At 68.7% G+C, this 13,146-nt stretch carries 9 protein-coding genes; 7 read left to right on the forward strand and 2 right to left on the reverse strand.

The window, feature by feature from the left end; all coding sequences use genetic code 11:
• Window positions 1-105 precede the first annotated feature (105 nt).
• From OG538_RS34165 to OG538_RS34195, 7 genes are all read left to right on the forward strand, one after another.
• On the forward strand, window positions 106-516 hold the full coding sequence (locus OG538_RS34165) for a VOC family protein (RefSeq protein ID WP_406099470.1): 411 nt from the start codon (window positions 106-108) through the stop codon (window positions 514-516).
• 615 nt (window positions 517-1,131) lie between these two features.
• Window positions 1,132-5,418, forward strand: coding sequence for a discoidin domain-containing protein (locus tag OG538_RS34170; protein WP_406099471.1), 4,287 nt, complete (start codon window positions 1,132-1,134; stop codon window positions 5,416-5,418).
• 213 nt (window positions 5,419-5,631) lie between these two features.
• A complete protein-coding gene (locus OG538_RS34175; protein WP_406099473.1) occupies window positions 5,632-7,056 on the forward strand; it encodes an extracellular solute-binding protein in 1,425 nt (474 codons plus the stop codon).
• A gap of 79 nt (window positions 7,057-7,135) precedes the next feature.
• Window positions 7,136-8,095 (forward strand): carbohydrate ABC transporter permease, encoded by a 960-nt coding sequence (locus OG538_RS34180; protein ID WP_406099474.1) that lies wholly within the window; start codon window positions 7,136-7,138, stop codon window positions 8,093-8,095.
• A gap of 15 nt (window positions 8,096-8,110) precedes the next feature.
• Complete coding sequence (locus OG538_RS34185) at window positions 8,111-9,070, forward strand: carbohydrate ABC transporter permease (protein ID WP_406099476.1); 960 nt, start codon at window positions 8,111-8,113, stop codon at window positions 9,068-9,070.
• A 300-nt stretch (window positions 9,071-9,370) separates the two neighbouring features.
• Window positions 9,371-10,996: a glycoside hydrolase family 13 protein gene (locus OG538_RS34190; protein ID WP_406099477.1), complete on the forward strand. Its 1,626-nt coding sequence runs from the start codon at window positions 9,371-9,373 to the stop codon at window positions 10,994-10,996.
• 102 nt (window positions 10,997-11,098) lie between these two features.
• The gene (locus tag OG538_RS34195; protein ID WP_406099478.1) at window positions 11,099-11,425 is read left to right on the forward strand and encodes a cupin; all 327 of its coding nucleotides are present in this window, start codon (window positions 11,099-11,101) and stop codon (window positions 11,423-11,425) included.
• Window positions 11,426-11,467: 42 nt separating this feature from the next.
• Here the strand turns inward: OG538_RS34195 and OG538_RS34200 are convergent, their stop codons facing one another.
• Both OG538_RS34200 and OG538_RS34205 read right to left on the reverse strand, forming a co-directional pair.
• Window positions 11,468-12,727 (reverse strand): RNA polymerase sigma factor, encoded by a 1,260-nt coding sequence (locus OG538_RS34200; protein WP_406099479.1) that lies wholly within the window; start codon window positions 12,725-12,727, stop codon window positions 11,468-11,470.
• Complete coding sequence (locus OG538_RS34205) at window positions 12,727-13,083, reverse strand: YciI family protein (RefSeq protein WP_406099480.1); 357 nt, start codon at window positions 13,081-13,083, stop codon at window positions 12,727-12,729. Before OG538_RS34205 ends, OG538_RS34200 begins: the two co-directional genes overlap by 1 nt.
• Between the last annotated feature and the right edge of the window lie 63 nt (window positions 13,084-13,146).

Below are 13,146 nucleotides of genomic sequence, written 5' to 3' on the forward strand. Positions count from 1 at the left end.
TTGAGTGCGGCCCGACGACGGCCACGTCCACCGCGCCTTGTCGAGGCTCAACGGACGGCCGACCATAGGAGGCGTCACCCCAGCACCCGCCTGAAGGGCAATTCCATGGTCACCACGGTTCGCGTCAAAGCATTCGACCACCTGGTCCTCAACGTCGCCGATGTCGAACGGTCCCTCCACTTCTACACCGACCTGCTCGGCCTGGAACCGATGGGCGTAGCGGAATGGCGGGCCGGCGAACTCCCGTTCCCGTCGGTGCGGATCACCCCGGAGACCATCATCGATCTGGTCGCCGGCCCGCGCGGCGAGACCAACGTCGACCACTTCTGCCTCACCGTGCAGCCGGTCGACTGGGACGCGGTCATCAGGTCGGGCACCTTCACCGTCCTGGAGGGCCCCGTCCAGCGCTCCGGTGCACGCGGCACCGCCACCTCCATCTACGTCCAGGACCCGGACGGCAACACCCTCGAACTCCGCTGGTATCCCGAGGACGCGGGCCCCGGCGACACCCACTGACCCCTGACCGTCTGTCGGGTCGTGATCAGCACAAGGCGGCGCCCGCTGACTGATCAGGACCCGGAGCTCCCCCGGGGACAGTGCCCCGCGGCGTCGTCGGCGCGGAGTGCCTGATGAAGGACGAAGACCTCCGGTGCGGTCGGACTGCCGGCCACCGCTCGGAGGTCTTCGCGGCCCTGCCGTCCTGCCGGGCGACGGCAGGGGTCTCTCGGGTGGTGTGCCGGGTGCGGGAAAGGGTTCCCCGCTCTGCGGGCGGACCTCGCCCGGACGGCCTGACCGCCCGGCGTCCCGGTCACTCCGCCTCCCCCTCCGAACTGGCAGCTTTCAGCGCCTTTCATCTGGGCGCAAATTTCTTGCGTCAACGGGGCGGCGGTGTCCGACTGGTTGGTGGCTAGGTAAATGCCGTGATTGTCGCCCTAGTTGGAGCGGCATGGCAGAGTCCGGTTGCTCTTGCTCTTCTGTCGCAACGATGGACTAGCTCTCATTCCTCTGCAATTCTCTGACCGCGATACGCAAAAGCCCATCCCGTCAGTGCAGAAACTCATGCCCGGCGGGTTACGCAGTCAGAGCCGCGCCTTGGCCGTGCCCTGCGCCGAGGCCGAAGATCGGGGACATATGAGAACGCAACGCCAGCGATGGCGGGTCCTCTCCGCCACCCTTGCCGGCCTGCTGATGACCGGCTGGCCGGCGCTCAACGCGTCGGCGGCCGGAGGCCCGGACATCGCCGCCGGTCACAGGACGGCGGCGAGCAGTGCCGGCAGCGGGAGAGTCGCAGCGAACATCACGGACGGAGACCCGTCGACGTATTGGCAAGGGTCGGGAGGCGCCCTGCCCCAATGGGTGCAGAGCGACCTGGGTGAGGTCACCCGCATCGACCAGGTCACCCTGAAACTGCCCGCTGACTGGAAGAGCCGCCGCCAGACGCTGTCGCTCCAGGGCAGCGCAGACGGCACGAGCTTCACCACACTGAAGACCTCGGCCACCTACACCTTCGCCCCGGGGAGCTCCAACACGGTGACCGTCGGCGTCCCGGCGACCCGGGCGCGGTTCGTACGGGCGAACATCACCGCCAACAGCGTGTCGGCCAACGGCCAGCTCGCCGAGCTGGAGGTCCGGGCGGCTGCCGAGTCGTCGCTGAACCTGGCCGCCGGCCGCACCCTCACGGCCAGCAGTTACACCCAGACGTACATCGCCGCCCAGGCCAACGACGGTAACGCGGCCAGCTACTGGGAGAGCCGCAACAACGAGCTGCCACAGTGGATCCAGGCCGACCTCGGTACCTCGGTCCGGGTCGACCGGGTGGTGCTGCGCCTGCCGGACGGGTGGGAGACCCGCAGCCAGACACTGAAGATCCAGGGCAGCGCCAACGGTACGGACTTCAGTGACCTGACGCAGTCCGCCGCCTACACCTTCAGCCCGACGGCCGGAGAGTCGGCGACCATCTCCTTCGACGCCACGACCACGCGTTATGTCCGCGTGCTCGTGAGCGCCAACTCCGTACAGCCGGGCGCCCAGGTCTCGGAGCTGGAGATCTACGGACCGGCATCAGGTGACACCCAGGCGCCGAGCGCACCGTCGCAGCTGGCGTACACCGAACCGGCCACCGGGCAGATCAAGCTCACCTGGAAGGCATCGGCGGACGACACCGCAGTCACCGCTTACGACCTCTATGCCGACAACACGCTGCTGACAAGCGTGGCCGGTGACGTCACCACGTTCACCGACACCCGTCCGTCCGGCGCCACCGTCTCGTACTACGTGCGGGCCAGGGACGCGGCGGGCAACACCTCGGCGAACAGCAACACCGTGACCCGGGCCGGAAGCACCGGCGACACCCAGGCCCCCACCGCCCCGGCGAACCTGAGCTACACCGAACCGGCCGCCGGGCAGATCAAGCTGATCTGGCAGGCGTCCACGGACAACAAGGCAGTCACCGGTTACGACATCTACGCCAACAACGTCCTGCGCAAGAGCGTCGCGGGTGATGTCACCACCTACACCGACACCCAGTCAGCCGGGACCACCGTCTCCTACACCGTCCGGGCCAAGGATGCGGCGGGCAACGTATCGGGAGCCAGTAACACCGTCACCCGCAACGGCAGCACGGGCGCCGCGTCCAACCTGGCGATCGGCAAGCCCATCACCGGCTCGTCCGTGGTCCACACGTTCGTTGCGGAGAACGCCAACGACAACCAGTTGAGCACGTACTGGGAGGGCGCCGGAGGCAGCTACCCCAACACCCTCACGGTGAAGCTCGGTGCCAACGCCGACACGGAGAACGTCGTCGTCAAACTCAACCCGGACAGCAGTTGGGGCGCCAGGACCCAGAACATCCAGGTCCTCGGCCGTGAGCAGAGCGCCGCGTCGTTCACCGGGCTGGTCGCCGCGAAGGACTACGCGTTCAGCCCGGGCAGCGGCAACTCGGTGACGATCCCGGTCAGTGCGCGGATCGCGGACGTCCAGCTGAGATTCACCTCCAACACCGGCGCGCCCGCCGGTCAGGTCGCGGAGTTCCAGGTCCTGGGCGCCCCGGCACCCAACCCGAACCTCCAGGTCAGCTCGGTGACGGCGGCCCCGGCCTCGCCGGTCGAGTCGGACCCGGTCACCCTCACCGCGACGGTGCTCAACAGTGGTTCGGTCGCGGCGCCGGCCGGCAAGCTCGAGTTCCGGCTCGGCGGCTCCAAGGCCGCCACGGTGACCGTGGGCGCGCTGGCGGCCGGGGCCTCCACCCAGGTCAGCGCCGAGATCGGCCCGCGCGACGCGGGCACGTACGCACTCGGTGCCGCCGTCGACCCGGCCAACGAGATCATCGAGCAGAACGAAACGGACAACGTTCATACGAGCTCGACCGGGCTGACCGTGAAGCCGGTCTCCAGCTCGGACCTGGTCTCCACCGGTGTCAGCACCTCACCGTCCGCTCCCGCGAGCGGTGACAACGTCACCTTCTCCGTCGCGGTCAGGAACCAGGGCACGGTGGCGTCCGCCGGTGGCGGCCACGCCATCACGCTCACTCTGACCGACTCCACGGGCGCCACGGTGAAGACCCTCACCGGCACCTACACCGGAGCGATAGCCGCCGGTGCGACCAGCACTCCGGTGAACCTCGGCAGCTGGACGGCGGCCAACGGCACCTACTCCGTGAGGACGGTCATCGCGGACGACGTCAACGAACTGCCGGTGAAGCGCACGAACAACACCGCCACCAGCTCGCTCTTCGTCGGGCGGGGCGCCGCCATGCCGTACGACACCTATGAGGCGGAGGACGCGGTCACCGGCGGTGGCGCTCAGGTCGTCGGGCCGAACCGGACTGTCGGAGACGTCGCGGGAGAGGCCTCGGGCCGCAAAGCCGTCACGCTCAACAACACCGGAAACTATGTGGAGTTCACCGCGCGGGCCAGCACCAACACGCTGGTCACCCGCTACTCGATCCCCGACTCCGCGGGCGGCGGTGGCATCGATTCCAAGCTGAACATCTACGTCGACGGCACCTTCCTCAAGGCCATCGACCTCACCTCGAAGTACGCCTGGCTGTACGGAGCCGAGACCGGCCCCGGAAACTCCCCGGGTGCGGGCTCGCCGCGGCACATCTACGACGAGGCGAACGTGATGCTGGGCAGGACCGTCCCGGCGGGCAGCAAGATCCGGCTGCAGAAGGACACGGCCAACACCAGCACCTACGCCATCGACTTCGTCAGCCTGGAGCAGGTCACGCAGATCGCCAACCCGGACCCTGCCGCCTACGCCGTCCCGGCCGGCTTCACCCACCAGGACGTCCAGAACGCCCTGGACAAGGTGCGGATGGACACCACGGGCAAGCTGGTGGGCGTCTATCTGCCGGCCGGTGACTACGAGACCGCGAGCAAGTTCCAGGTCTACGGCAAGGCCGTCAAGGTCATCGGAGCGGGGCCCTGGTACACCAGGTTCCACGCGCCCTCGACCCAGGAGAACACCGACATCGGCTTCCGGGCCGAGGCCGGCGCCAAGGGATCGACGTTCGCGAACTTCGCGTACTTCGGGAACTACACCTCGCGCATCGACGGACCGGGCAAGGTGTTCGACTTCTCCAACCTCTCGGACATGCTCATCGACAACGTCTGGAACGAACACACGGTCTGCCTCTACTGGGGCGCCAACACCGACAACATCACCATCAAGAACTCCCGCATCCGCGACACGTTCGCCGACGGCATCAACATGACCAACGGGTCGACGGACAACCACGTCGTCAACAACGAGTCCCGGGCCACGGGGGACGACAGCTTCGCGCTGTTCTCGGCGATCGACTCCGGCGGCGCGGACATGAAGAACAACGTCTACGAGAACCTCACGTCCCTCCTGACCTGGCGTGCGGCGGGCGTCGCCGTCTACGGCGGCTACAACAACACCTTCCGTAACATCCGCATCGCGGACACCCTGGTGTACTCCGGTATCACCGTCAGCTCGCTGGACTTCGGCTACCCGATGAACGGCTTCGGGACCGAGCCGACGACGGTCGAGAACGTCTCCGTAGTCCGCTCGGGAGGCCATTTCTGGGGGACGCAGACCTTCCCCGGCATCTGGCTGTTCTCCGCGTCCAAGGTCTTCCAGGGCATCCGTATCAATCATGTGGACATCGTCGACCCGACGTACAGCGGCATCATGTTGCAGACCAACTACGTAGGAGGACAGCCCCAGTTCCCCATCAAGGACACGATCCTGACCGACATCTCGATCTCCGGCGCCCGCAAGAGCGGCGACGCCTTCGACGCCAAGTCCGGATTCGGGCTGTGGGCCAACGAGATGCCGGAGTCCGGCCAGGGCCCGGCGGTCGGTGAGGTCACCTTCAACGGGCTGAGGCTCGCCAACAACGCCCAGGACGTGAGGAACACGACGTCCACCATGAAGATCAACATCAACCCGTAGCCACCACCGCACCCAGGGCGCCGTCCGGTCCGCCGGGCGGCGCTCCGTGCTGCGCGCACGTCGGGTGCCGCACGCCGCGTGCGAAGCGCTGTCAAACTTTTACGAAAACTGCGCGAGATATTGCGTTCACATGTCGCCGCTGGTTGAGTGTGGCTCGCCCCGGCAGAGAGTCGGCCGAGGGCCATCCACGCTCATGCCCAAAGGGGACCATCGATGAGAAGTGCTGGGTTGCGCCGCACACGCCGTATCAGCCGTGCCTCCGCGGCTGCCCTTGTCACCGCCCTTGCCCTGACCTCGCTCGCCTCCTGCGGCACGAGCAGCAGCAAGGACGGGGACTCGAACAGTGCGTCCAAGGGATCGTCCGACCCTTCGGCCCCGCTCGACCCGAAGGCGAAGGTGACGATCTCGATCGACTGCATGCCCCCGGCGGCCAAGGCCGCGGAGCTGCGCGAGTGGAACGAGGACATCAAGACGTTCAACGCGACCTACCCGAACGTCAAGATCAACGGGAAGTCCACGCCCGGACAGTGCAACGAGCCGCCCCGCTTCACCGCCATGCTGAAGGGGAAGTCGCAACCCGACGTCTTCTACGCGTACTTCACCGACCTCCAGCAGGTGCTGGACAACGACGGGGCCGAGGACATCTCCGCCTACGTCAACGACAAGTCGGTGCCCGCGCTCAAGGACATCCAGCCCCAGGTCATCGATGTGGCCCGCAAGGACGGCAAGCTCTACGCCCTGCCGACCAGCAACTACACCATGGGCCTGATGATCAACCGGAAGCTGTTCACGCAGGCCGGCCTCGATCCGAACACCCCGCCCGCCACCTGGGAAGAGGTCCGCACCGCTGCCAAGAAGATCGCGGGCCTCGGCAAGGGCATCGCCGGCTTCGGCGAGTACAGCGCCGGCAACAACGGCGGCTGGCACTTCGCCGCCACCCAGTACGGCCTCGGAGGGGACGTCGTCGACGCCTCGGGCAAGAAGGCCGCCTTCAACGACGCCGCCGGCAAGCAGGTCCTCCAGCAGCTGCACGACATGCGCTGGAAGGACGACAGCATGGGCAAGACCCAGCTGCTGAAGTGGGGCGATCTGCAGAAGCAGATATCGAGCGACAAGCTGGGCATGTTCCTCGCCGCCCCCGATGACATCGCGTACATGGTGCAGCAACTCGGCGCCCAGTACGAGACCTTCGGCCTGGGCCCGATCCCCGGCGCCAAGGGCACCCTGTTCGGCGGCAACAACTACATGATCAAGAAGGGCAGCTCGCCCGACCAGATCAAGGCCGCCGTCGCCTGGCTGAACTTCAAGAACCTCACCCCGGGCAAGGGCCAGTTCGACTGGGCCCGCACCAAGGCCGACAAGCTCCCCGTCGGCCTTCCGCAGCCGAACTTCTTCCTCGGCGACAGCAAGACCAAGGACGACGCCTCACGCACCGCCAACGCGTCGATGCCCATCGAGAACTTCAAGGCCTTCATGGACAACCCCGTCCAGGGAAAGGCCGAGCCGCCGAAGGCGCAGGAGATCTACAAGATCCTCGACAACGCCATGTCCGGTGTGCTGACCAACGAGGACGCCGACATCGACAAGCTGCTCTCCACCGCCGAGCAGCAGGTCAACCAGGTTCTGGCGAACCAGTAACGGACGCGTGGGACCGGGTCGCTGCGGACCCGGTCCCGCCCGACTGCGCTCGAAGTTCACCGGCACCGAGGAGACAACCATGTCGGCCCCTACCCTGTCCTCCCGCAAGGCGACCAGGCCCGGCCCAGGACATCCGGGCCCCTTCCGCCCGGACTCCACCCGCGGGGAGTTCCTGCGCGCAGTGCGACGCAACATCTCGGCGCACGGCTTCCTGATCGGAGCGGTGCTCTGCTTCTCGCTCTTCTCCTGGTATCCGATGGTCAGGGAATTCGTCCTGGCCTTCCAGAAGACCGAGGACGGCAGGACCACCTGGGCCGGCTGGTCCAACCTGACCTACGTCTTCAACGACCCGGCGTTCTGGCAGGCCTGGCGCAACACCCTGCTGTTCACCGTGCTGGCGCTGCTGCTCGGCTTCGTCGTCCCGTTCGTCGTCGCCGTCGTGCTCAACGAGTTCCGGCACGGCCAGGGGTATCTGCGACTGCTGGTCTACCTCCCGGTGATGCTGCCCCCGGTCGCCTCCGTCCTGCTCTTCAAGTACTTCTACGACCCCGGATACGGACTCTTCAACCGCATCCTGGACCTCTTCCACCTCCCCGCCCAGCAGTGGCTCCAGGACACCGACACCGCCATGCTCTCGGTCGTCATCGCGGCGACCTGGATGAACATGGGCGGCGCGACCCTGATCTACCTGGCCGCGCTCCAGGGCATCCCGGGGGAGCTGTACGAGGCGGCGGAACTCGACGGCGCAGGGCTGCTGCGCAAGATCTGGCACGTCACCATCCCGCAGACCCGGCTCATCCTCTCGCTGCTCCTGCTCATGCAGGTCATCGCCACGATGCAGGTCTTCACCGAGCCGTTCCTGCTCACCAACGGCGCCGGCCCGGAGGGCTCGACCACCACCGTCGTCTACCTCATCTACCAGTACGCCTTCAACTTCAACAACTACGGCAGCGCGGCGGCACTCGGCCTCGTCCTGCTCGTCGTCCTCGCGGGATTCTCCGCGGTGTACGTACGACTGAGCCGCAGCAGCGAAGACTAGGACGGGAGCACGACCATGGCATCGAACACGCTGGTCTCCCGGCGCGGGAGCGAGGGGCGCGGAGCGGGCCGGCGCAGAGCCGGACGCACGGCCGACCTCGGGCGTCAGCGGACCCTGATCTCACCGGCCCAGCTCGGCAGACCCCGCGGGAAGGCTCTCTACTGGATCGTCTTCGCCCTCGTGGTCATCCTGTTCACGGTCGCCTTCCTCGGGCCCCTGTACTGGATGGTCACTGGTGGTCTCAAGACCACCCAGGAAGTGGTGCAGAGCCCGCCCACCGCCTTCCCCAGCTCCCTCCACACCGAGAACTACAGCCAGGCCTGGACCGTGATGGACCTGTCCAAGCTGCTCTTCAACACCCTCTACTACGCCTTCGGCGCGCTCGCCTTCCAGCTGGTCTTCGACGTCGCGGCCGCGTACTCGCTGTCCAAGCTGCGCCCGGTGTTCGGCAAGGTCATTCTCGCGATGATGCTGGCCACCCTGATGATCCCGGCCACGGTGCTCGTCGTGCCGCAGTACCTCACCGTCCTGGACGTCCCGGTGTTCCAGCGCAATCTGGTGAACTCGCCGTGGGTGATCTGGCTTCCGTCGGTCACCAACGCCTTCAACATCTTCCTGCTGAAGCGGTTCTTCGACTCCATCCCGCGCGAACTGCTCGACGCCGCCGCGATCGACGGAGCATCGCCGCTCCGCACCCTCCGGTCGATCGTCCTGCCGATCTCCCGGCCGATCCTCGGTGTCGTCTCCATCTTCGCCGTCGTCGGGGTGTGGAAGGACTTCCTCTGGCCGATGCTCACCCTGCCCGACCCCAGCAAGCAGACCCTGAATGTGGGCATCTACTCGCTGGCCAGCGGCGTACCGGAGAACGTGCTCATCGCCGCGCTCACCATCGCGTCGATCCCGACGCTGCTCATCTTCCTGCTGTTCCAGCGCAACATCATGAGCGGTCTGACCGCGGGCGGCCTCAAGGGCTAGGACCTCTCGTCCGGATCAGGCCGGGCTCGCGGGGCCCGGCACGTACCTGCGGCGTTGTCGTCGGTCACCCGTGCTCCGCGGTGGCTCCCACCTCCGCCTCGCAGCCGCGCACACCGGACCCCGCCGCCTGATCCGGCCCGGTCCCGACGAAAGGCCACAGCCCCCTCCTCCAGGACCGCGCCCCGCCCGACCGGGCCCGTGTCCGGCCGCCTTCCCCTCAGCACTCCGCCGCCGGCTCTCCCATCCTGCCCCGCTCGCCGGGCCGGCGGCGGAGTACCACCTGCCCGAAAGGAACGTCACGTGGCAGCCAACCGTCCGTCCGAGGCCACCGCGAACTGGTGGCGGGACGCCGCCATCTACCAGATCTACGTACGCAGCTTCGCCGACGGCGACGGCGACGGCACCGGCGACCTCGCGGGGGTCCGGGCCAAGCTGCCCTACCTCGTCGAACTGGGCGTGGACGCCCTCTGGTTCACCCCCTGGTACCTCTCACCGCTTGCCGACGGCGGCTACGACGTGGCCGACTACCGCACGATCGATCCCGCGTTCGGCACCCTCGCCGAGGCCGAGAAGCTGATCGCCGAGGCCCGCGAGCTGGGCATCCGCACCATCATCGACATCGTGCCCAACCACGTGTCCGACCAGCACGCATGGTTCCGCGCCGCGCTCGAAGCGGGCTCCGGCAGCCCCGAGAGGGACCTCTTCCACTTCCGCACCGGGCGCGGCGCCGACGGGGAGATCCCGCCCAACGACTGGGTCTCCGAATTCGGCGGTACGCCCTGGACCCGGCTGGACGACGGTGAGTGGTACCTGCATCTCTTCGCCACCCAGCAGCCCGACCTCAACTGGGCCCACCCGGCGGTCCGCCGGGAGCACGAGGAAGTGCTGCGCTTCTGGTTCGAGCGCGGCGTCTCCGGCGTGAGGATCGACTCGGCCGCCCTGCTGGCGAAGGACCCCGCGCTGCCCGATTTCATCCCGGGCCGCGACCCGCACCCCTTCGTCGACCGTGACGAACTGCACGACATCTACCGCTCCTGGCGCGCCATAGCCGACGAGTACGACGGCGTCTTCGTCGGCGAGGTGTGGCTTCCGGACACCGAGCGGTTCGCCCGCTACCTGCGCCCCGACGAACTGCACACCGCCTTCAACTTCAACTTCCTGGCCTGCCCGTGGGACCCCGCACTGCTGCGGACCGCCATCGACGACACACTCGCCGAGCACGCGTCGGTCGGCGCGCCGGCCACCTGGGTCCTGTGCAACCACGACGTCACCCGCACCGTCACCCGCTACGGGCGGGCGGAGACCGGGTTCGACTTCGCCGCGAAAACCTTCGGCACCCCCACCGACCTGGCCCTCGGCACCCGGCGGGCCCGCGCCGCGGCCCTCCTCTCGCTGGCCCTGCCCGGCGCGGCCTACCTCTACCAGGGGGAAGAGCTGGGACTGCCGGAAGCCGACATCCCACTGGACCGCATCCAGGACCCCATGCACTTCCGCAAGGGCGGCACCGACCCGGGACGCGACGGCTGCCGGGTCCCGTTGCCCTGGTCGGCGCTCGAACCGTACGCCGGATTCGGCGCCACCACCGCACCATGGCTGCCACAGCCGGCCGGCTGGTCCGGATACTCCGCCGACCTCCAGAGCGGCGACCCCGACTCGATGCTCAGCCTGTACCGCGAGGCCCTGCGCCTGCGCCGTAGCGAACCGGGGTTCGGCACGGCGGGCGAGCCCGGGGTGCGCCGGCTGACCTGGCTGGACGCGGCGCCCGGGGTGCTCGCCTTCGCCCGGACCGACGGGCTCGTCTGCGTCGTCAACCTGGCCCCCGAGCCCGCCGAGCCGCCCCCGCACACCAGGATCCTTCTGGCCAGCGGCCCTCTCGACCCTGCGGGGAGGCTGCCCCAGGACACCTCGGTCTGGCTGCGCGTCTGAGCGTCCGGCCGGGGCCCCACCTGTCGACGGACCCGGCCGGGCACGGCACGGCCGGGTCCGGCAGGATCGCGGGGGAGCGAGGGCTGCGGCACAGTGGGGCATATGGACGCACCCAATGATCTGAATGCCCTGGCCGACGAGCACCTGGCCGTAGCCCGCACATCCCCGCACGGCCGCAGCGCCCACCTCCTGCTCCGTGAGGAGCCGCTGCGCCAGACCGTCATCGCGCTGGTCTCGGGCCGCTCCCTCGACGAGCACAACGCCCCGCCCGCCGCATCCCTTCAGGTGCTGCACGGCGCGGTGCGGCTCACCGCGGCGTCCGGCGACGTGGAACTGGCCGCCGGACAGCTGCACCCGATCCCCCAGGAACGGCACGGAATGCTCGCTCTGGAGGACGCCGTGGTGCTGCTGACGGCCGTCAACGACTGACGGGCCGTTCAGGCGGTGGCGCCATCGAGATGCCGTACCGGGTCACCGGCCGGGGAGCGTGTCGCGGCGGTGCCGCAGGAAGTCCCGTTCGGCCCCGTTGGCGGTGAGCTCGGCAGCCGCCTCGTACGCGGCCGCCGCCTCGGCAACGCGGCCCAGTCTGCGCAGCAGATCGGCCCGTACGGCGTGGAACACGTAGTAGCCGTCGAGCTCCAGCCGCCCGAGGAGCGCGAGCGCCTCCCGCGGGCCGGCCACCTCGGCCACCGCCACCGCACGGTTCAGCGCCACCACCGGGCTCGGGGTCATCGCCAGCAACTGGTCGTACAGCCGCAGGATCTGCTGCCAGTCGGTGTCCGCCGCGATCGCCGCGTCGCTGTGCACCGCGTTCACCGCGGCCTGGATCTGATACGGGCCGGGGCGGCCCCTTCGCAGGCACTGCCGGACGAGCGCCTGCCCCTCGGCGATCAGCTCGCGGTCCCACAGGCCGCGGTCCTGAGCGTCCAGCGGCACCAGTTCGCCCTCCGGCCCGCAGCGGGCGGGACGGCGCGACTCGGTGAGCAGCATGAGGGCGAGCAACCCCACCGCCTCCGGTTCGTCGGGCATCAGTCCCACCAGCAGCCTGCCGAGGCGGACGGCCTCCGCGCACAGTTCCTCCCGCACCAGCAGGTCGCCCGAACTTGCCGCGTATCCCTCGTTGAAGACGAGGTAGACCACGGCCAGGACCGAGCGGACGCGTGCGGGCAGATCGGCGTCCGCCGGCACTCGGTAGGGGATCCGCGCATCGCGGATCTTGGCCTTGGCCCGCACCAGCCGCTGCGCCATCGTCGGTTCCGGAACCAGGAACGCGCGCGCCAGTTCGGCTGTGGTGAGACCGCCCAACAGCCGCAGGGTCAGGGCGACCTGGGCGTTGGTGGAGAGCGCGGGATGGCAGCAGGTGAACATCAGGCGGAGCCGGTCGTCGTGCACGGGGCCCTCCTCGGCCGGTTCGTCCCGGGCGTTCAGGAGCGCGGCCTGGGCGTGCCGGCCGGGGCGCGAGGTCTCGCGGCGCAGCCGGTCGACGGCCCGGTTGCGGGCGGTGGTGATGATCCACCCGGCCGGTGCGGGCGGCACCCCGGTCTCCGGCCAGCGGGCGAGGGCGGTGGCGAACGCCTCCTGGACCGCCTCCTCGGCGATGTCGATGTCACCGAAGGTGCCGACGAGCACGGCGACGCACCGTCCGTACTCGTCGCGGAAGCAACGCTCGATCGCCGAGGCGGACACGGCTGCCGCGTTCGGTCCGCCGTGCTGGGCGGACGGGCCGGACATCAGCCCTCCACTTCACCCTCGAACGGCCGGACCTCGATGGGCAGTCCGATGGCCAGCGCGGCCTTGCGGCCCCAGTCCAGCGCGGCGTCGAGATCGGGCGCCCTGACGATGCTGAGCCCGCCGAGATACTCCTTGCCCTCGATGTAGGGCCCGTCGGTGAGCACGGTGTCGCCGTCCTTCGCCCGCACGACGGTGGCGGTGTCCGGCGCGCTCAGGCCACCGTCGAAGACCCAGGCCCCCGCCTCTTCGAGCTCGCGGTGGAAGCCTCCGACCCTCCGCATGATCTGTTCCAGTTCCTCGGGGGCCGGCGGGATTCCGTCGGTGGGTGTGACCACGCTGAGCAGGTAGTGCTTCATGGGGTGCCTCCTTGGGTGCGAAGCCGGCGCCGTGCCGGTCTCTCACCCTCTATACGAACGGCT

The organism is Streptomyces sp. NBC_01013 (assembly GCF_045162765.1).
Classification (GTDB): Bacteria; Actinomycetota; Actinomycetes; order Streptomycetales; family Streptomycetaceae; genus Streptomyces.

Bases quoted from the DNA above. Each gene is read 5' to 3' on its own strand.
- OG538_RS34165 (WP_406099470.1), top strand. From the start codon at position 106: ATGGTCACCACGGTTCGCGTCAAAGCATTCGACCACCTGGTCCTCAAC.
- OG538_RS34170 (WP_406099471.1), top strand. From the start codon at position 1,132: ATGAGAACGCAACGCCAGCGATGGCGGGTCCTCTCCGCCACCCTTGCC.
- OG538_RS34175 (WP_406099473.1), top strand. From the start codon at position 5,632: ATGAGAAGTGCTGGGTTGCGCCGCACACGCCGTATCAGCCGTGCCTCC.
- OG538_RS34180 (WP_406099474.1), top strand. From the start codon at position 7,136: ATGTCGGCCCCTACCCTGTCCTCCCGCAAGGCGACCAGGCCCGGCCCA.
- OG538_RS34185 (WP_406099476.1), top strand. From the start codon at position 8,111: ATGGCATCGAACACGCTGGTCTCCCGGCGCGGGAGCGAGGGGCGCGGA.
- OG538_RS34195 (WP_406099478.1), top strand. From the start codon at position 11,099: ATGGACGCACCCAATGATCTGAATGCCCTGGCCGACGAGCACCTGGCC.
- OG538_RS34200 (WP_406099479.1), bottom strand. From the start codon at position 12,727: ATGTCCGGCCCGTCCGCCCAGCACGGCGGACCGAACGCGGCAGCCGTG.
- OG538_RS34205 (WP_406099480.1), bottom strand. From the start codon at position 13,083: ATGAAGCACTACCTGCTCAGCGTGGTCACACCCACCGACGGAATCCCG.